This is a genomic window from Microbacterium wangyouchuni, assembly GCF_051546305.1.
Classification (GTDB): Bacteria; Actinomycetota; Actinomycetes; order Actinomycetales; family Microbacteriaceae; genus Microbacterium.
Map to the genome: position 1 here is coordinate 136,141 of NZ_JBPTMA010000005.1, position 19,291 is coordinate 155,431.

Consider the following 19,291-nt stretch of genomic DNA (forward strand, 5'->3'; position numbering starts at 1 on the left):
GTATCTGGACGGTGGTTGCTCCAGCCGAGCGACCTTCGCCGCTCGGCTGGAGCATGAATCACTGGGCGACGCCCGCAGCGACCTCTTCTTCGCTCCAGTAGCCCGAGTCGATCAGCAGCGACGAGATGTTGTCGGCCACGACGATGTCGGACTCCAGCAGGAAGGACGGCACGACCTTCACGCCGTTGTCGTACGTCTCGCTGTCGTTCGCCTCGGGTTCTTCTCCCTCGGCGTAGGCAGTGGCGGCTTCGACAGCCTGGGCGGCGAGCTTGCGCGTGTCCTTGAAGATGGTCGCGTACTGCACGCCGTCGTTGATCATCTTCACCGAGGCGATTTCGGCATCCTGTCCCGACAGAATCGGCAGGCCGGCTTCGATGGTGGAGCCGTAGCCAGCGTTCTCGAGCGCTGTGATGATTCCCCGTGAGATCCCGTCGTATGGCGCGAGCACACCATCCAGCGGCTTCGCGCCACCGTCATAAGTGCTCGTCAGCAGGTCCTCCATGCGTTTCTGTGCCGTGGCCTGATCCCAACGCAGCGTGGAGACCGTGTCCATGTCGACCTGGCCGGACGGGATGGTGAGACGACCGTCGTCGAGGAACGGTTGCAAGGTGTCGATCGCGCCCTGGTAGAAGAACTTGGTGTTGTTATCGTCCGGGGACCCGGCGAAGATCTCGATGACCTTCGGGTCTGTCTGGCCGGTTTCCTCGTTGTTCTCGTCGAGGAAACCGAGTCCGCGCAACAGTGATTGCGCCTGCTGCACACCGACGGTGTAGTTGTCGAAGGTGACGTAGAAGTCGACGTCCTCGGTGCCATTGATCAGCCGGTCGTAGGCGATGATCGGAATGCCTTTGTCTGCAGCGTTGGCCAGTTGTGCGGCCAAGGCGGTGCCGTCGATTGATGCGACGATGAGGATGTCCGCGCCGTTCGTGATCATCTGATCGAGCTGTTGCTGCTGGCGAGGGATGTCATCGTTGGCGAACTGCAGGTCGACTTCGTAGCCGGCTTCTTCGAGTTGTGACTTGACCGCGTCGCCGTCGGCGATCCAGCGCTCTGATGTCTCTGTCGGCATCGCAACTCCGACAGTGACGGCTTCGGCAGTGGCGCCTCCGTCAGAGCCACCTCCGGAGGCGCCGGTGGCGCAACCGGCGAGACTCACGCCGAGTGCGAGAGCTCCGATGGCCGCTGTCGTGCGCAGAAAATTCTTTCTCATTGCATCTCTCTTCCTTGAGGGGCGGGCCATGACCGTGCCATCGGACCGCCGTGTCCGGTGCAGTGGGAGCGTTCCAGTTCGCTTCCGTTTTGGAAGCATGGCATATTGACGGGCCTGCATACAAATAATTCTTTTGAGGCTGCATACAAATCGATTCCCTGGGTACGATCAAGAGCGCGATACTCAAAGGCGGTGAGCATGTCCGAACCCATCCTGCGTATGAGCGACGTCACCAAACGCTTCGGTCCGGTCGCCGCCCTCGCCGATGTCACCTTCGAGGTTGCCCGGGGCGAGGTCCACGCGATCTGCGGCGAGAACGGCGCCGGCAAATCCACGCTCATGCAGATTTTGAGCGGCGTGTATCCGTATTCCTCGTTCGAAGGACGTATCGACTTCGACGGCAGAGCGATGCGGTTTCGCTCACTCGCCGACAGCGAGGCGGCAGGCATTGTGATCGTCCACCAGGAGCTTTCGGCGGTGCCGCAGTTGTCGATCGCCGACAATGTTCACCTCGGTCACGAACGGACCAGGTTCGGACTCGTCGATGTTCCCGGGTCTTACCTCGCGACCGAAGAAATCCTGCGACGCGTAGGGCTCTCCGAGAATCCCACGACCCCGATGGGGGAGCTCGGCGTCGGCAAACGACAGCTTGTCGAGATCGCCAAGGCATTGACGAAGAACGTCAAGCTCCTCATCCTCGATGAGCCGACCGCGGCGTTGGGCCGGGCTGATTCCGATCGTTTGCTCGCTCTGATCAGGCAGCTCCAAGCGCAGGGGATCACCTGCGTGCTCATCTCGCACAAAATCGACGAAGTCCTGCGCATTGCCGATCGGGTGACCGTCATCCGGGACGGCGGGGTGGTCGAGACGATGCGGACGGATAATCCCGAGACCAACGAGAGTCGCGTCATCCGGGCGATGGTCGGCCGGCCCCTGGACGACCTCTTTCCTCGCCGGGAACCAGTGTTCGGTGATGAGCTGTTCCGGATCGAGAACTGGAGTGTGGGACACCCCAGCGACCCAGAACGGAAGGTGGTCGACGACGTCAATCTGCACGTTCGGGCGGGGGAGATCGTCGGACTGGCGGGGCTGATCGGTGCGGGACGGACCGAGTTGGCCATGAGTGTTTTTGGACGTGCCTACGGGTCGGTCTTCAGCGGTGCGGCCTACAAGCGCGGCGAAGTGGTCGACCTGCAGACAGTGCGCTCAGCGATCGCGAACGGAGTCGTCTACGTACCGGAGGATCGCCGACATGACGGCCTGAACCTGCACGCGACTGTCCAGGAGAACATCTCGGCGGCAGCGCTGCGCCGACTGGGACAGCGCGGACTGGTCGACGAGGTCAGGGAACGTAAGATCGCTGAGGCTTATCGCGACAAGATGAACATCAAGACCTCGAGTATCGCGGCCGCGGCCGCGACACTGTCGGGGGGAAATCAGCAGAAGGTCGTTCTGTCGAAGTGGATGTTCACTAATCCCGACGTGTTGATCCTCGATGAGCCGACCAGGGGCATCGACGTCGGAGCGAGATATGAGATTTACGGCATCATCAACGAACTGGCCGCACAGGGCAAGGCGATCATCATAATCTCGTCTGAGCTGGCTGAGGTGATCGGCCTGTCGGACCGCGTCTATGCGATGGCAGAAGGTCGTATCACTGCGGAGGTGGCGCGAGGCGAAGCAACCCAGGAAGTGCTGATGCGCCACATGGTTGTCGAGCGCAGGTGACACCGATGAACCAGAAACTAGGGTCAACGGCCGAGGAAATGCTTCCTTCGATGCCGCAGCGTACCGCCGCAACCACGAACGAAGATGTTCGGCAGCAGAACCTCTCCGCTGTGCTGCGTCTGGTTCACGCCGAAGGGACGCTGTCCAGATCCCAGATCGGTGCGATCGTCGGAGTCAATCGATCAACGGTGACCGCGCTGGTGCAGGAGCTGCTCGATCTCGGCGTGGTCACCGATACTGCTGTCAAGCCGACCGGTCGCGCCGGTCGGCCTTCGCTCGGTGTTGCTGCCGATGACCGCGTCGTCGCACTGAGCGTGAGCGTGGAAGCGCTGTCGGTCACCGTCTCGCTCGTCGGCCTGGGCGGCATCGTGCATTCTCGTGTGCGACATGATCTGGCCAGCGCGCCATCGCCGCGACGGTTTGCGCACTTGCTCTCATCGCTCGTCGATGGCATGCGTGCAGACATCGAACGGCATTACCGCCTCGTCGGCGCCGGAGTAGCAGTGCCCGGACTCGTCGACGAGACAGGGGTCGTGCTGCTTGCTCCGTCGCTGGGGTGGCGGCGCGAGAAGTTGGCGAACCGGTTGCGAGATGCGCTCGGGATGCACGTCACCGTCGGAAACGATTCCAGCGTGGGAGCGCTGGCCGAAACCCGATTCGGCGTCGGCCGGGGTGTAGCGAACATGCTTTATCTCAGTGGCTCCGTCAGCGGCATCGGTGGGGGCCTGGTTCTGGATGGAACCCTCCTGCGAGGAACCTCCGGCTTCGCCGGCGAGTTCGGGCACACAGTCGTCGATGCGGCCGGCACACCGTGCGCATGCGGCCGGCGCGGGTGTTTGCAAGCGGAAGTGGACCCCACGCGCGTGCTCCAGTTGCTCGGACGGAGAGGTCTGGACGAGGACGAACTGGATATCGAGTTGGGCCTCGTCAAGGATCCCGCCGTGCTCAACGAGGTCGCTAGACAAGTGGACTTGCTTTCCGTGGCGTTGACGAACTTCGTCAACGCCTTCGCACCAGAGCTGGTGGTGCTGTCCGGCTACCTCTCCGTGCTGCTGGCGACCAGCCGGGAACGGCTTTCGAACGCCGTGCAACTGCACCCGGTGGGAGCAGAAGGGCGCAAGGTTCGACTCGAGCGTGCACGGATGCGTTCGCGTCTCATGCAGATCGCCCCGGCTGAGCTCGCGTTCGAGCAACTGCTGCGCGACCCCGGCCGTCACGCGCCCGGGCGGCTCGTTCCGTAGGATCGCGGCTACCCTGGTAAAGACATGGCACATCTTCTCGGGGCCGAAGGCCTCCACCTGGAATACCCCACCAAGGTCGTTTTCGACTCCATCACCCTCGGCATCGAGGAGGGCGATCGGATCGGTATCGTCGGACGCAACGGTGATGGAAAATCGAGCCTGCTCGCGATGCTCGCGGGGCGCAAGGAACCCGATGGTGGGCGCGTCACGATGCGCGCCGGCACGACGGTCGGCGTGCTTGACCAGGCCGACACCCTCGACGACTCCCTCACGGTTGCACAGTCGGTCGTCGGCGACATGCCCGAGTACGAGTGGGCCGGCGACGCACGTGTGCGCGACGTCATCCAGGGACTGCTTGCTGATCTGGACTGGGATGCCCCGGTGCGAAGCCTCAGCGGTGGGCAGCGGCGCCGCGTGGCGCTCGCGACTCTCTTGGTCTCGGAGTGGGACATCATCGCGCTCGATGAGCCCACCAACCACCTTGACGTCGAGGCGATCACCTGGCTTGCGGGGCATCTGAAGAAGCGTTGGTCGACGAACTCCGGCGCATTCCTCGTGGTCACACACGACCGGTGGTTCCTCGATGAGGTGTGCACGGAGACCTGGGAGGTGCACGACCGCGTCGTCGAAGCGTTCGAAGGCGGCTACGCCGCATACATTCTGCAGCGCGTTGAGCGTGATCGGATGGCCGCGGCCACCGAAGCCAAGCGACAGAACCTCGCTCGCAAGGAGCTCGCCTGGCTGCGCCGGGGAGCGCCGGCACGCACGGCCAAGCCGAAGTTTCGCATCGATGCCGCGAACGCTCTCATCGAGGACGTGCCGGAGATCCGCGACACGGTGTCGCTGCAGTCGCTGGCCGTTTCCCGCCTCGGCAAGGACGTCGTCGATCTGCTGGATGCCGGGGTCACCTACCCTGCCGGCGAATTCGGTGGCCCGCGCGAGGTACTGCGCGATGTGGAATGGCGCATCGCGCCGGGGGAGCGCACCGGCATCCTCGGTGTCAACGGCGCCGGGAAATCGACACTCCTGGGACTGGTGGCCGGAACCATCGAACCCACCAGCGGCCGGGTCAAGCGCGGCACTACGGTGAAGGTGAAGACGCTCACCCAGCGCATCGATGAGCTCGGGGCCGTCTGGAACGATCCGGTGCGCACGGTCATCGCGAATCTGCGCACCGAGTACACCTTCGGCAGCGGATCCAAGGCGCAGGCGCTCACTCCCAGCCAGCTGCTGGAGCGTCTCGGCTTCACCTCCGCCCAGCTCTCGACGCCGGTGAAGGATCTCTCCGGTGGTCAACAGCGCCGGTTGCAGCTGCTGCTCGTGCTGCTGGACCAGCCCAACGTGTTGATCCTTGACGAACCGACCAACGACATGGACACCGACATGCTGGCAGCGATCGAAGATCTGCTGGACTCGTGGCCGGGAACCCTGCTCGTTGTCAGCCACGACCGCTACTTCCTCGAACGCGTTACCGACCAGCAGTACGCCGTGATGGGCGGGCGGCTGCGTCACCTGCCCGGAGGCGTGGACGAGTATCTCCGCCTACGCACTGCTGAGCAGAGCGGCGCGCCAGCGGCAACCGCAACGGCAACCGCAAAGACGCCCAAGCTCGATGGTGCGGCCCTGCGCACCGCGCAGAAGGAAGTAGCCGCGGCCGAGCGCAAGATTCAGAAACTCACTCAGCAGGTCGACAAGGCCAAGCACGCACTCGTCGAGCACGACCAGTCCGATTACGCGGGGCTGGGCGAGAAGATGAAGCAGATCAGCGCGCTGGAAGCGGAGATCGAAGAGCACGAGCTGCGCTGGCTCGAGCTCAGTGAACAGCTCAGCTGACGCCCTGAGAGAGTTGTGATGTCGGCGCGTACTGCAGAGTGCGCCGCGTCATGAATTCGCGCTCGTTTCCCGACAGCGGGTCGATGAAGCGCAATTCTCTGGCGAGGAGCTGCAGCGGGCGCTGGTGGTCATCTGGCTTCTCGTCGGTGAGTACCGGATAGAGATTGTCGTGCAGGATGCCGGCGCCCACCGACGCGAGATGCACCCGCAGCTGGTGCATCTTTCCGGTGTGCGGACGAAGCAGCGTGTGGATGACGTCGTCGTCGGAATCGATGAGTTCGACGACGGTTTCCGAGTTCGGCTCACGAACGTGATCGACCTCGACACACACCTGCGCACGAAGCTTTTCGATATGGCAGCGCACCGTCAGCGGGAACGATTGCCCGTCGAGTGCGGGGGAGTCAGGATCCCAGCGCTCAGGACGGGAGGACACCGCTTCATAGACCTTCTCGATCTCGCGGCGCTGAAACAGCATCTGATAGGCGCCGCGTGTCTGCACCCGGGCGGAGAACATCAGAATCCCGGCAGTGGCTCGATCCAGCCGGTGAATCGGTGCGAGATCGGGGTTGTCGAGCTGTCGCCGCAGTCGCACCAGCGCCGAATTCTGCACATATCTTCCGGCAGGGGTGGTGGGCAGGAAGTGCGGCTTGTCGATCACGACGAGATCATCGTCCTGATGCAGGATCTCGGCGTGAAACGGAATCTCGGTCTCAACCGGCGGCTCCCGGTAGTACCAGATGAACTCCGCAGCATCCAGCGGAGCATCCCGACTCACCGCTGAGCCGTTGGCCATGACGATCTCGCCGCGATCGAACCGCTCCAGCAGGAACTGCTCATCCAGGTGGAAGAAGCGCTCCACCATGTACGCACTGATTGTCGGCCACGGCCCGGTGTGTGGCAGGTGCAGACGCGTCGCCCCCACACCGTCTCGCATGGGCAGCGGCGATGCCATCGCCATCAGAAACGACCCATCAGGCGTCGTAACTCAGGCTGAGCTTGCGCAGGAGCGCGGCCATTCGGTCGCGGTCTGCTCGGGAAAGCGCGCGCAGCAGCTCGGCCTCGATATCGACCAGGCGGGTGATCGCGGCATCCACGCGCACGCGACCGTCGTCCGTCAGGGTCACCAGGACGCTGCGGCCGTCACCGGGATCAGCCTGCCGCCGAACAAAGCGGCGCCCGACCAGACGATCGATGCGGTTCGTCATCGTGCCGCTGGAGACGAGCGTCTGCTGCATGAGCTGCTTCGGCGAGAGCTGAAAGGGATCACCGGCCCGGCGCAGCGCTGAGAGTACGTCCCATTCCCAGGAGTCGATGTCGCTACGGCGGAAGACATCACGCCGGGCGCGGTCGAGATGCTTCGACAGCCGGTCCATCCGGGAGAGGACCTCCAAAGGGGAGAAGTCGAGGTCGGGGCGCTGGGCGTTCCACGCGCGGACGATCCGATCGACCTCGTCTGTCTCGTTCATATCTCCATTATCGGATGCCTTCGGCAGACCAGCCGCCGTGAGCATGGCAGAATTGTCACGCGGCCTCTCGGGGCTGTGGTCCGCCGTGGTGTAATGGCAGCACGACAGCCTTTGGAGCTGTTAAGTCCAGGTTCGAGTCCTGGCGGCGGAGCATGACGGAGAACAGACTCGCGATCATCGTGCTCGCTGCAGGGCAGGGCACTCGGATGAAGTCCCGGTTGCCCAAGGTGCTGCACACGATCGGTGGACGCTCGCTCATCGGGCATGTGCTGAAGGCCGCGGATAGCCTCGGCGCGGAGTCCGTCGAGGTCGTGGTGAGACACGAACGCGAGCAACTCGTCCAGGCGCTCGCATCCGCGCATCCGAACGCGATCATCGTCGACCAGGATGAGATTCCGGGTACCGGACGTGCTGTAGAGGTCGCGCTCGAGGCGATTCCCGCTTTCGACGGCGATGTTCTCATCCTCTCCGGCGACTGCCCGCTGGCGGATGCTGCGACGCTGACATCGTTCATCGCCGAGCATCGTGCAGCCGACGCTGCGGCAACGCTCATGACCGCGGTCCTTGACGATCCGACTGGCTACGGCCGCGTCATCCGCAATGCCGAGGGTGACGTCGATCGCATCGTCGAGCAGAAGGATGCCTCCGCCGACGAGGTTCTTGTCCGAGAGATCAACGCCGGCATGTACGTCTTCCGTGCCTCCGCGCTGCGCGAGCACCTCCCGACGGTCGGTGTCGACAATGCCCAGGGGGAGAAGTATCTGACAGATGTGCCGCAGCTGCTGCGTCGTGCTGGGGCCCGAGTGGCGGCATCCGTCGTCTCAGATGTCACGGTGACCTACGGTGTCAACGACCGCGTGCAGCTGGCCGAGGTCGGCCGACTCCTCAACCAGCGGATCGTCCGTGGCTGGCAGCGCGAGGGCGTCACCATCATCGACCCGGCGACAACCTGGATCGACGACGAAGTGAAGATCGCGCCCGACGTGACGGTCCTCCCGAACACGATCATCGCCGGCGCGACCGTCATTGAAGCCGGAGCAGTGATCGGCCCGGACACCTCATTGGTCGACTGCGAGATCGGTGCGGATGCTGTTGTGCGCCGAGCCGACGCGACACTCGCTGTCATCGGCGCCGGAGCGAACGTCGGGCCCTTCGCGTATGTTCGCCCGGGCACCGTCCTCGGCGCGAACGGCAAGATCGGCACCTTCGTCGAGACGAAGAACTCGCAGATCGGCGAGGGCAGCAAAGTGCCGCATCTCTCCTACGTCGGCGATGCGACGATCGGTGAGCGTGTGAACCTCGGCGCTGGTGCAATCACCGCGAACTATGACGACATCGCCAAGCACCGCACCGAGATCGGTGACGAGGTGCACACCGGATCGCATAACGTCTTCGTCGCGCCGGTTAGGATTGGTGCTGGAGCGAAGACCGGAGCGGGAGCGGTAGTCCGCAAGGACGTCCCCGCTGGTGCACTGGCCTTGAGCGTCGCCCCTCAACGAAACGTCGAGGGGTGGGTCGAGAAGAATCGAGCCGGGACGGGCGCTGCACAAGCGGCCTCCCGGGCCAACACAGCCACAGAGTAAGGCAGGGCATGGGGCACAAGAAAAAGACCGTTGAACTGGATCGGGACAACGGCGTGGCCCCCGGGCTCATCGCGAAGAACAAGAAGCGGCTCGTCGTGGCCGGCGGCCGTTCGCACCCGGAGCTCACAGCCGCGGTGGCCAACGGCCTCGGAATCCAGCCGGCGCCCGTAGAGCACCGCACGTTCGCTTCGGGGGAGATCTACGCCCGCTTCGAGGTGTCGATCCGCGGTTGCGACCTGTTCCTGGTGCAGACATTCGGTGAACCGGTCAACGAGTGGCTCATGGAGACGCTCATCATGATCGACGCGGCTAAGCGTGCCTCGGCCAAGCGCATCACCGTCGTCGCCCCCTACTACCCGTATTCGCGGCAAGACAAGAAGGGCCGCGGGCGCGAGCCCATCAGCGCCCGTCTGGTCGCTGATCTGCTCAAGACCGCGGGTGCTGACCGTGTCATGAGCGTCGACCTGCACGCCGCGCAGATCCAGGGCTTCTTCGACGGACCGGTCGACCACCTGTTCGCCAAGCCCGTGCTGCTCGAGCACTTCCGTGAGACGCTGACCGCTGAAGACCGTGAAACGCTCACGATCGTCTCGCCGGACATGGGCCGCGTGCGCGTTGCCGACACCTGGTCGGACAGCATGGATGCACCGCTGGCGATCATCCACAAGCGTCGCGACCCGAAGGTTGCCAACCAGGTCTCCGTGCACGAGATCGTCGGCGCGGTCGAGGGCCGCACCTGTCTGCTGGTCGACGACATGATCGATACCGGTGGCACCATCGTCAAGGCTGCGCAGGCACTGAAGGCGGCTGGTGCGCGCCGCGTCATCGTGGCAGCAACGCACGCGATCTTCAGCGACCCGGCATCCGAGCGTCTGCAGGACGAGTCGATCGATGAGGTCGTCGTCACCGACACGATCCCGCTGTCCGCCTCGCGGCAGTGGGATGGACTCACGATCCTGCCGATCGCTCCGCTGCTCGGCCGGGCGATCCATGAGGTGTTCCAGGACGGATCGGTCACCAGCATGTTCGGCGGCGACGCCTAGCACACGCTCTCAGCAAGCCCGAGGTCCTGTGATGTCTTCATTCACCGCTGTACGGCAGCGGGTGCTCTCGATCCTCGGTGCCGTGTCGATGTATCGGCTGGTGTTCTTCGCGCTCGTGGCGCTCGCGCTCATCGCGCTACTGCTTTCGGCGATCGGCGGGATCGTGTCGCCGACCCCGGTGGAGATCGTGGTCTCGTTCGTCGTGCTGGCCGGGGTGATCTCCGCCGTCGACGCCGCGGCCCAGCGGGTGCTGCATCTGCCGTGGCGCGTGGAATCCTCGCTCGTCACCGCGCTGATCCTGCTGTTCGTGATGCGTCCCGGCACAGACCCTGCGGCCCTCATCGGGCTCGCTCTGACGGGCGCTGTGGCGAGCCTGTCGAAGTACGTCATCGCCTGGCGTGGCCGCCATATCCTCAATCCGGCGGCATTTGGTGCAGCCGTGGTCACGCTGATCGGATCCTTCGGCGCATTCGAATGGCTGGGAACGTCGGCATCGTGGTGGGTGGGTAACGCGGCGCTCGCGCTTCCCGTTGCGCTGTTCGGACTGCTCGTGCTGTGGCGCACCGAGAAGATTCGGGTCGTGCTGGTGTTCGTGCTGATCGCGGTCGGCACCGCGGTCGTGCGCCAGGCCGTGCAGGCCCAGCAACTCGGCATCGAGTTCGACCTGTCTGCGGCTGTGCAGTTCGCGGTGCTGCAGTCGCCGTTCCTGTTCCTCGGGGTGTTCATGGTGTCCGAGCCGCTGACCAGTCCGCCCCGGCGCTGGCAGCAGTTCGCTGTCGCAGCGCTGGTGGGGCTCCTCGCCGGTTGGCCGATTCTCATCGGGGGATTGTTCACCCTCGGACAGGAGCGGGCGCTGCTGATCGGCAATCTGCTCGCGGTCGCCTTCGCACTGCGCGGGTCGGTTCGGCTGACACTGCAGAAACGCGAGTTCATCACCCCGACCGCGCAGGAGTTGACCTTCCGAGCTCAGGGGAAGCTGAAGTTCATCCCCGGTCAGTACCTCGAGCTCGATGTGCCGCATCACCACCCGGATGCGCGAGGCACCCGCCGCGAGTTCAGCATCGTCTCTGCGCCGGCAGATCTTCCGACCCTGCGCATTGCATACAAGAACGGTGATCAGAAGCATCCCTCGTCGTACAAACGGGCGCTTGCGGCCGCGCAACCGGGAGCGACGCTGGCTGTGACCGGAACGTGGGGAGACTTCGTCCTGCCGCACGGCGATGCGCCGGTGCTGATGGTGGCGGCCGGAATCGGCGTGACACCGTTCGTCTCGCAGCTGCGGCAGTTGCAGGCTGACGGGCTGCAGCGCGACGTCGTGCTCGTCTATGTCGCAGCCGAAGCGATGGAGCTGGCATTCCGCGCGGAACTCGAAGCGACCGGAGTACCCACGATCGTGTTCACTCGGGATGCCCCGCAGGCGTTGCCGGAGCACTGGCACTGGGCACAGGGCGTGCGCCTGGATGCCGCTGGGCTTGAGCGAGTCGTGCCTGATCTGCCCAGTCGGCACGCGTTCATCTCCGGGCCGCCGCGGCTGCTCGCCGACCTCGCCCCGGCCCTGCAGAAGGCCCGGTCACTCACGACCGATGCCTTCGCCGGATACTGACTCGTCCTCGTCCGCCCTCGCCAGACCCGCCCTCGCCAGGCCCGCCAGACCCGCCCTCGCCAGACCCGCCCTCGGTCCGGATGCAGGGCGATCGTACAGATGCAGGGCGAAACGCCGTGGGATGCCACTGCAGGCGTGCTTCGGCCCTGCAAGTGTGCGGCCCTCACTAGTTCTGCACACTCCGTACGGATGCAGGATTCTTCCACATTCGTCGTGTGGACCGTATTCCGGCACCGAGGATGCGGGATCATCGGCAGATGCTTCAACCAGCTCAGATCATTGCGTCCGAGGGCGGCATCGCCCGTGGAGTCCGATTGCAGGAGTTCGGATTTTCCCGTCGGATGCTGTCGCACGCTGTGCGCGGCGGTAACATTCTGCGGTTACGCCCGGGTGTGTTCGCCTTACCCGACACGAATCCCGACCTTGTGGAGGCTGCACGCCACGGCGGCGCCGTCACCTGCGCTCGCGCGCTGCGCCTGCACGGTGTCTGGACCCTGAACGAGGATGAGGCCGTGCACGTCTGGTTGGGCGGCACCGGGAGAGTGCATCATCCCTCAACCTGTTCGTGTGTCGGCCATTTCTTCGCCGGACCGATGAGGCTCGGACTGGCGCCGCTGGACGTGGTGCTGGTGCATGTCTACCATTGCCACGGCGATGAAGCCTTCTTCGCTGCGCTGGAATCGGCGCTGCGCCAGCGGAAGATCAAGGCCGTTGCGAAAGCTCGAATCCGACAGCGCCTCCCGGTGGGCGCACGATGGTTGGTCGACCTTGCCCGTTCCGACGCTGACAGCGGGCTGGAATCATTGCTGCGCCTGCGTCTTGAGCTGCTCGGCATCCGGCTCGACTGTCAGGTCTCGATACCGACTGTCGGACGGGTGGACTTCGTCGTCGACGGCCGACTGATTCTCGAGACGGATGGGAAAGAGAATCACGATGGCGAGTCTGAACGGCACAGAGATCTCATGAGGGATGCCGCGGCATCCGCCGTTGGATACGAAACGCTCCGCTTCGACTACGCGATGGTCGTGTACAACTGGCCCATCGTCGAAGCGGCGATCCTCGCCGCCCTCGCCAGACTCGTCTGATGCCCTGGCCTGGTGCCTGGTGCCTGGTGCCTGGTGCCGGTCCGGATGCAGGGCGATCGTACAGATGCAGGGCGAAACGCCGTGGGATGCCCCTGCAACTGGGCATTGGCCCTGCAAGTGTGCGGGGCTAGGCGGCCGCAGACCCCGCCGGGAGGGGGAACCGTGCCGTGAACGTCGTATCGCCGGGAGCGCTTTCGACCGTGATCGTGCCGCGGTGGCCTTCCACGATGGCCTTGGCTATGGCGAGCCCGAGACCGGTGCCCCCGGTCTGACGGGTACGGGAATCGTCGCCCCGGGCGAATCGGGCGAACAGCTCCTCACGAACATGCGGGTCGATTCCGGGGCCGTTATCGTGCACGCGGATGAGCGCTTCATCGCCCTCGCGCGCGACGCCCAGGGTGATCTCGGTGCCCTCCGGAGTGTGGGTGCGCGCGTTCGCGAGCAGATTCGCAACGACCTGGTGCAGGCGTCCGGCATCACCGGGCATGATGACGGGTTCTTCTGGAACATCGATGCTCCAGCTGTGATTCGGCCCGGTGGGGCGCGCATCCGCGAGGCCCTCCAGCGCAAGCTGGGTGAGATCGACGGTACCGTGGACGAGCTCTTGCCCTTCATCTAGACGTGCCAGCAGCAGCAGATCTTCGACCAGCCTGGTCATTCGCAGCGACTGCGCCTGAATGCGCTCCAGCGCCATCCGAGTGTCCTCGGTGGTGCGCGCAGCCCCCGGCGTTTCGGTCTGCAGCGCTCGCAATGAGAGCTCCGAGTATCCGCGGATGGAAGCCAGCGGCGTGCGCAGTTCGTGGCTGGCATCCGCGACGAAGCGTCGCATCCGCTCTTCGTTCTGCTGACGAGAGGCGAGTGAGTCGTTGACGTGATCGAGCAGCGTGTTCAGCGAGGCGCCGACGATGCCGATCTCGGTGCGCGGATCGGCTTCCGTTGCGGGAACGCGCTCGGTGATCGTCACCGCTCCGCGGTCCAACGGTTGGTTCGCGACGCGCGTGGCTGTGCGGGCGACGGCGCGAAGCGGCGCCAGGCTGAAGCGGATCGTCACGGCCGTCGTCAGCGCGAGCAGGATGAGCCCGCCCAACGTCGCCAGTGTGATCACGGTGAGCAGCTGCGCCAGGGTTCGATCATCCGGCGGCAGTCCGGTGACGATGGCGATTTCGTTGCCGCGGGCATCGGCGACCTGAGTGACTGTGACCCGGAAAGCGCCCAGATCGCCCAGCCTGATCGATGCGCTGCCCGAGGACTGAACGGCCCTGTCGATCGCGATCAACTGTGTGTCAGTGAGGACGGTCGTGCCATCGGCTGTGGCGACGACGCCGCTTGCTCCATCGGCTGAGGCTATGGCCAGCAGGACGGCGGACGAGGGGAAATGCTGGCCGGCCAGAACCGTCTGCGCGGTGATCGGTTCACCAGAGTCGGCGGACGACTCTGCCTGTGCTGCCGTCAGATACGTCGTCTGGGCTGCGGTCGTCTTCACCTGCTCCTGGAGCTTGCCCTCCAGCGCCCGCCCGAGCGTCGCGCTCGTGATGACCGCGACAATGATGAGGATGAGCGACACGAACCCGATGACGGCGCACAGCAGGCGCGTCTGCAGGGTCAGTGGTCTCGTCAGCCCCAGTGAGGTCACTGCGGGGCCTTGATCATGTATCCGACGCCGCGCACGGTGTGCAGCAGGGGAGTGCGCCCGGCGTCGATCTTCTTGCGCAGATACGAGATGTACAGCTCGACGACCGAGGACTTGCCGCCGAAGTCGTAGCTCCACACGCGGTCGAGGATCTGCGCCTTCGACAGCACCCGGCGCTCATTGCGCATGAGATAGCGCAGCAGTTCGAACTCGGTTGCGGTCAGTTCGATCTCGGTGCCGGCGCGTTCGACCTCGTGACTGTCCTCGTTCAGGGTGAGGTCGCCGACGCGCAGGATCGACTGTCCCTCGTCGCTGCTGGCGAGGCCGGTGCGGCGGATGATGGCACGCAGGCGCGCGATCACCTCTTCGAGACTGAAGGGCTTGGTGACGTAGTCGTCGCCACCGGCGGTGAGACCGGCGATACGGTCGCCGACGGCATCCTTCGCGGTCAGGAACAGCACCGGAACCAGGTTGCCGGATTCACGCAGACGGCGCAGGACGCTCATGCCATCCAGATCAGGCATCATGATATCGAGCACCAGCGCGTCGGGTTCGAACTCGTGGGCGACCTGGAGGGCTTCGAGTCCGGAGGATGCCGTTCGCACCTCCCATCCCTCCATCCGCAACGCCATCGCCAGCAGGTCGGTGAGCATCTGCTCGTCGTCGACAGCCAGGATGCGCAGTGCAGAGCCGTCGGCGCGATGCAGTTCAGGCAGATCGTGGGTCATACGACCATTCTGTGGAATCAGCTATGAAGAATCTATGGAGTCCGCTATGCGCTCCCTGTGAGTTCTTGCGTCCAGATCGAACTCATCTCGTCGAGGGTGCGGTCCATGATCGCGATCATGGACGACGCGGCCTTGTCCGCGTTGCCGGTCTGGATGGCCGTGGCGATATCGACGTGCATCTGCAATGCCTCGGATGCTGGGAACTTCGGCATCAGGTTGTACTGGGTTCGTCCGGTGAGCACTTCGGCGACCAGATGGTGCAGTTGCGCGAACATCTCGTTGCCGCTCATGGTGAGGATGAGGGAGTGGAACTCCTTGTCGAGCGCGAGGAAGCCAGCAGTGTCACCCTCCTTTCCTGCGGCCCACAGGCGTCCGGCGAGGCCGACGAGATCGCTGGCCTGATTCAGCGGGGCTCGCATCGCAGCCAGGCGTGCTGCTGCGGGTTCGATCGCACCGCGCAACTCCGTCAGCGAACGCAGCTGCGCCACGCGGCTGGGGCCGGCGAGGCGCCAGCGGATGACCTGTAAGTCGTACACGTTCCACCGGGTGAGGGGGAGCACGCGCATGCCTACCCGTCGCTTGGGCGCCACCAGTCCCAGCGCCTCGAGTGCACGCAGCGCTTCACGCACCACCGAGCGGGAGACTTCGAAGCGCGACTCGATCGACTCCGTGGTGAAGGTGGTCTCCGGCCCGATCACGCCCGAGCAGATTTCGCGCCCCAGCGTGTCGAGGACGAGGTTTCGCAGATCGCCTCGCACGACCACGGCGGGAGAGGCGGGATCAAGTACATTCTCTGCGGTCATGGTTAGATCTTATCTTTTTCATCACGACGGGTTGAAAAGTATGACTTATTGAAGATAACTTGGCCATTGAGCAGATGTAACAGGGCACCTGCGCCACGAGCCCCGCGATGATGCGAGTCTCAGGATGGAGAGTCACAGTGAAGTACGGATCCAAGACCGCCCGCTTCTTCGCGGCGGCAACAACAGCAGTGGTCGCCGGAGCGCTGGTCAGCTGCAGCGGCGGCACCGGTTCGGAGATCGACGAGACCGAAGGCATCGAGGGCGAGACGATTCGGGTCACCCTCGCCAACCATGTGTGGACCGAGACCATCAAGGAACTCATTCCGCAGTTCGAGGAGGAGACTGGCGCGACGGTCGAGATCAGTCAGCTCGCCGAAGATCAGCTCTCCGACCAGTACAACGTCAAGCTCAACGCCGGCACCGATGAGATCGACGTGCTGATGTATCGACCGCTGCAGGAGAACAAGCTGTTCGCCAGCAACGGATACCTCGCCGACCTCACCGAACTGGCCGAGGCCGACGCCGACTGGGACTGGTCCGACTTCCAGCCGGGTCCGGCATCCCTGACCACCTACGATGACCAGATCGTCGGCGTTCCGATCATCACCGAGCGCACCGTGCTGTACTACCGCAAGGACCTGCTCGAAGAGGCCGGCCTCGAGGTTCCGACCACACTGGAAGAGCTCGATGCGGCAGCTGCCGCCATTCATGAACTGCACCCCGACGTCGCCGGCTACATCGGCCGCACCGGAAAGTCAGCTGCCGTCACTCAGTTCAGCGCATTCCTGTTCAGCTCCGGCGGACAGTGGATCAATGACGACGGCACCTCGGCCATTGGCAGTGATGAGGCTCGTGGTGCTTACCAGTACTACGGCGACCTCATCCGCAACCACACCGACGCCACGATCAACCCCGAGATGAGCTGGGCCGAGGCGTTCGCGGTGTTCCAGCAGGGGCAGGCAGCCTTCATCGCCGATGCCGACAGCCTCTACAAGAACATGACCGACCCGACACAGTCCACGGTCTCGGAGCAGGTAGGTTTTGCTCCGTTCCCCGAGGGCGAGGCCGGATCCAAGCCGTACAACGTGGCGGCGTGGGCCCTCGCGGTCAACGAAACCGCTTCGAACCCGTCGGCCGCCTGGCAGTTCGTGCAGTGGGCGACGTCGAAAGACATCACCCTGGAAATGGCGAAGCTCGGCGTCTCCGGCGCCCGCACCTCGGTGTGGGAGAACCCTGAGGCGACCGCGGATTACCCCGAAGAGCTCGTCGAGGCGATCAAGATCAACGGCGAGAACGGCATCGGTCAGGACCGTCCGCTCGTGATCCAGGTGTCCGAGGCCCGCGAGATCGTCGGTGAGCCGATTGTCGTCGCGATCGCTGGCGGCGATGTGGATGCTGCCGTGGACTCATCGAACACCGCTTTCGACGAGTTCCTTCTCGAGGACTCCGAGTAACCATTCCCGTCCGCCGTGCCCCGGAGCATCCGCAACGACGCTTCGGGGCACGGCCAACCAACACGGAAACTCTCATGACTGCACTACAGAGCCCCGAGCAGGTCGGGACGCAGGAGCGCTTCAGCCGCTGGGCCAACCGGCACCGCAAGTGGCTGTTCGCCGGTCCCGCGATCGCGTTCACGACGCTGCTGCTGGTCATCCCGCTCGGCTGGACACTGTTTCTCAGCTTCACCGATGCCCAGCGATCGGTGCGCCGCAAGTTCGACTTCAACGGCCTCGAGAACTACGCCGAGGTACTCACCGACACCGAGCGTTTCTGGCCGGCGGTGTGGCGCACCTTCGCCTTCACCGGCGGCGCCCTCTTCTTCGAGCTGATCCTCGGCATGATCATCGCACTGCTGCTGTGGAAGCCGTTCCGTGGCCAGGGCGCTGTGCGAACGATCATTCTCCTGCCGCTGGTGGCTACCCCGGTCGCGGTCGGCATGATGTGGCGGCTGCTGTTCGAGCCGAACATCGGCTTCGTCAACGAGATGCTCGGCTGGGTCGGAATTCCGCCGCAGCCGTGGCTGGCAGATCCGGCCACATCGCTTGCGACTCTGGTGTTCGTCGATATCTGGCAGTGGACGCCGATGGTCACGCTCATCCTGCTGGCCGGTCTCACCAGCCTCTCCGAGGAGCCGCAGGAAGCGGCCAAGGTCGACGGGGCGAACGGCTGGCAGCGGTTCTGGTACGTCATCGTGCCGCTCATGCGCAGCGTCATCGTCGCGGCTGTCCTCCTGCGCGGTATCGACGCGCTGAAGACTTTCGACCTGCTCTATGCCACCAAGGGTAAGGGCGGTGGAGCCTTCCACGACGTGGAGACGCTCAACATCTACGCCTACGGTCTGAGCTTCGACTACAACGAGTACGGCCTGGCCTCGGCCGTCCTGATCCTGTTCTTCCTCATCATCCTCGGCGTGATCTGGGTCATCCAGATGCAGCGAAAGGTCAAGGACTCATGACCACCACGACCGACACCCGCACCCTCGTCATGAACGGCCAGAAGCCGGGGCGAACCCGGCGCAAGAAGGTCCGCATCGGCACGGTCGGACGAATCATCGGCCTGGTGGTGATCGTGCTGGCTTTCCTCGGGCCCATCGTCTGGATGGTGCTGGCCAGCTTCAAGTACAACGTGCAGATCTACGACGCGAGCAAGGCGTTCATCTTCGATCCCACGCTCGACAATTACGGCACCGTATTCGATCCGCGACGCGGCAACTACCTCGTCTACATCTGGAACTCGTTCTTCGTCGCATTCATGGCGACCGCACTGTCCATGGTGCTCGCCCTTCCGGCGGCATACGCGATGAGCCGATTCCTGATGAACAAATCCGCGATGGCCGTGCTGTTGGCGCGCATCATTCCCGGCGTCAGCCTGCTGGTGCCCTGGTACTTCATCTTCGCCCAGTTGAAGCTGACCGGCGGGTACCTGCCGCTGATCCTGTCGCACATGTTCGTGTCGTTGCCGCTGATCCTCTACATCATGATGTCGTTCTTCGATCAGATGCCGGAGGAACTCGAAGAGTCCGCGCAGGTGGACGGCCTCACCGCGATCGGGGCGTTCTTCCGGATCACCCTGCCGCTGTCGGTGCCCGGCATCGCCACGGCGACGATCCTGTCGTTCATCTTCTCGTGGAACAACTTCATGTTCGCTCTGGTGCTCTCCGGCAACTCCACTAAGACGCTGCCGGTGGCGATCTTCGACTTCATCGGGTATGCCTCGATCGACTGGGGAGCCCTCATGGCGGCATCCGTCGTCGTGACCACACCGATCATGCTGATCGCACTGTTCACACAGCGATACATTGTCAGCGGGCTGACCGCCGGCGCCACGAAAGGCTGAGT

General features: G+C 64.3%; 16 protein-coding genes and 1 tRNA gene. 11 read left to right on the top strand and 6 right to left on the bottom strand.

All coding sequences use genetic code 11. From position 1 onward, the window contains the following. Positions 1–58: 58 nt before the first annotated feature. Positions 59–1,210: a multiple monosaccharide ABC transporter substrate-binding protein gene (gene chvE, locus ACSS7Z_RS12060; RefSeq protein WP_438255049.1), complete on the bottom strand. Its 1,152-nt coding sequence runs from the start codon at positions 1,208–1,210 to the stop codon at positions 59–61. 198 nt (positions 1,211–1,408) lie between these two features. On the opposite strand from chvE, the gene ACSS7Z_RS12065 reads away from it, so the two are divergent. Genes ACSS7Z_RS12065 through ACSS7Z_RS12075 form a run of 3 tightly spaced genes read left to right on the top strand, consistent with a single transcriptional unit; the run spans position 1,409 to position 6,012 of the window. After that, positions 1,409–2,938, top strand: a complete 1,530-nt coding sequence (locus ACSS7Z_RS12065; protein ID WP_438255050.1) for an ATP-binding cassette domain-containing protein — start codon at positions 1,409–1,411, stop codon at positions 2,936–2,938. A 50-nt stretch (positions 2,939–2,988) separates the two neighbouring features. Continuing rightward, complete coding sequence (locus ACSS7Z_RS12070) at positions 2,989–4,179, top strand: ROK family transcriptional regulator (protein ID WP_438255052.1); 1,191 nt, start codon at positions 2,989–2,991, stop codon at positions 4,177–4,179. A gap of 24 nt (positions 4,180–4,203) precedes the next feature. After that, positions 4,204–6,012, top strand: coding sequence for an ABC-F family ATP-binding cassette domain-containing protein (locus ACSS7Z_RS12075; protein WP_438255054.1), 1,809 nt, complete (start codon positions 4,204–4,206; stop codon positions 6,010–6,012). Here ACSS7Z_RS12075 and ACSS7Z_RS12080 read toward each other — a convergent pair. Both ACSS7Z_RS12080 and ACSS7Z_RS12085 read right to left on the bottom strand, forming a co-directional pair. After that, the gene (locus ACSS7Z_RS12080) at positions 6,005–6,964 is read right to left on the bottom strand and encodes a pseudouridine synthase (RefSeq protein WP_438255234.1); all 960 of its coding nucleotides are present in this window, start codon (positions 6,962–6,964) and stop codon (positions 6,005–6,007) included. The genes ACSS7Z_RS12075 and ACSS7Z_RS12080 overlap by 8 nt on opposite strands. 19 nt (positions 6,965–6,983) lie before the next feature. Next, positions 6,984–7,478 carry a MarR family winged helix-turn-helix transcriptional regulator gene (locus ACSS7Z_RS12085; protein WP_438255056.1) on the bottom strand — a complete coding sequence of 165 codons (495 nt, stop codon included), beginning with the start codon at positions 7,476–7,478 and terminating at the stop codon, positions 6,984–6,986. A gap of 79 nt (positions 7,479–7,557) precedes the next feature. Between ACSS7Z_RS12085 and ACSS7Z_RS12090 the strand changes: the two genes are divergently transcribed. The 5 genes from ACSS7Z_RS12090 (at position 7,558) to ACSS7Z_RS12110 (ending at position 12,792) form a co-directional block, all read left to right on the top strand. Continuing rightward, a tRNA-Gln gene (locus tag ACSS7Z_RS12090) sits at positions 7,558–7,629 on the top strand. A gap of 1 nt (position 7,630) precedes the next feature. Next, the gene (glmU, locus tag ACSS7Z_RS12095; RefSeq protein WP_438255058.1) at positions 7,631–9,061 is read left to right on the top strand and encodes a bifunctional UDP-N-acetylglucosamine diphosphorylase/glucosamine-1-phosphate N-acetyltransferase GlmU; all 1,431 of its coding nucleotides are present in this window, start codon (positions 7,631–7,633) and stop codon (positions 9,059–9,061) included. 8 nt (positions 9,062–9,069) lie between these two features. Continuing rightward, the gene (locus tag ACSS7Z_RS12100; protein WP_438255060.1) at positions 9,070–10,104 is read left to right on the top strand and encodes a ribose-phosphate diphosphokinase; all 1,035 of its coding nucleotides are present in this window, start codon (positions 9,070–9,072) and stop codon (positions 10,102–10,104) included. A gap of 31 nt (positions 10,105–10,135) precedes the next feature. Beyond that, positions 10,136–11,707 carry an FAD-dependent oxidoreductase gene (locus tag ACSS7Z_RS12105; RefSeq protein WP_438255061.1) on the top strand — a complete coding sequence of 524 codons (1,572 nt, stop codon included), beginning with the start codon at positions 10,136–10,138 and terminating at the stop codon, positions 11,705–11,707. Between the two features lie 257 nt (positions 11,708–11,964). Further along, entirely contained in the window at positions 11,965–12,792 is an 828-nt protein-coding gene (locus tag ACSS7Z_RS12110; protein WP_438255063.1) for a DUF559 domain-containing protein, read from the top strand. A gap of 127 nt (positions 12,793–12,919) precedes the next feature. On the opposite strand, the gene ACSS7Z_RS12115 is transcribed toward ACSS7Z_RS12110, so the two are convergent. From ACSS7Z_RS12115 to ACSS7Z_RS12125, 3 genes are read right to left on the bottom strand one after another with little or no spacing between them, the layout of a single operon-like run. Continuing rightward, positions 12,920–14,425, bottom strand: a complete 1,506-nt coding sequence (locus tag ACSS7Z_RS12115; protein ID WP_438255064.1) for a sensor histidine kinase — start codon at positions 14,423–14,425, stop codon at positions 12,920–12,922. Next, on the bottom strand, positions 14,422–15,150 hold the full coding sequence (locus ACSS7Z_RS12120; protein ID WP_438255065.1) for a response regulator transcription factor: 729 nt from the start codon (positions 15,148–15,150) through the stop codon (positions 14,422–14,424). The genes ACSS7Z_RS12115 and ACSS7Z_RS12120 overlap by 4 nt, the downstream gene beginning before the upstream one ends. A gap of 44 nt (positions 15,151–15,194) precedes the next feature. Continuing rightward, positions 15,195–15,953, bottom strand: a complete 759-nt coding sequence (locus ACSS7Z_RS12125; RefSeq protein WP_438255067.1) for a FadR/GntR family transcriptional regulator — start codon at positions 15,951–15,953, stop codon at positions 15,195–15,197. A 137-nt stretch (positions 15,954–16,090) separates the two neighbouring features. Between ACSS7Z_RS12125 and ACSS7Z_RS12130 the strand changes: the two genes are divergently transcribed. The 3 genes from ACSS7Z_RS12130 (at position 16,091) to ACSS7Z_RS12140 (ending at position 19,289) form a co-directional block, all read left to right on the top strand. Continuing rightward, complete coding sequence (locus ACSS7Z_RS12130) at positions 16,091–17,407, top strand: ABC transporter substrate-binding protein (RefSeq protein ID WP_438255069.1); 1,317 nt, start codon at positions 16,091–16,093, stop codon at positions 17,405–17,407. A gap of 74 nt (positions 17,408–17,481) precedes the next feature. After that, positions 17,482–18,408: a carbohydrate ABC transporter permease gene (locus tag ACSS7Z_RS12135; protein ID WP_438255070.1), complete on the top strand. Its 927-nt coding sequence runs from the start codon at positions 17,482–17,484 to the stop codon at positions 18,406–18,408. Further along, on the top strand, positions 18,405–19,289 hold the full coding sequence (locus ACSS7Z_RS12140; RefSeq protein ID WP_438255072.1) for a carbohydrate ABC transporter permease: 885 nt from the start codon (positions 18,405–18,407) through the stop codon (positions 19,287–19,289). The genes ACSS7Z_RS12135 and ACSS7Z_RS12140 overlap by 4 nt, the downstream gene beginning before the upstream one ends. Positions 19,290–19,291 lie beyond the last annotated feature (2 nt).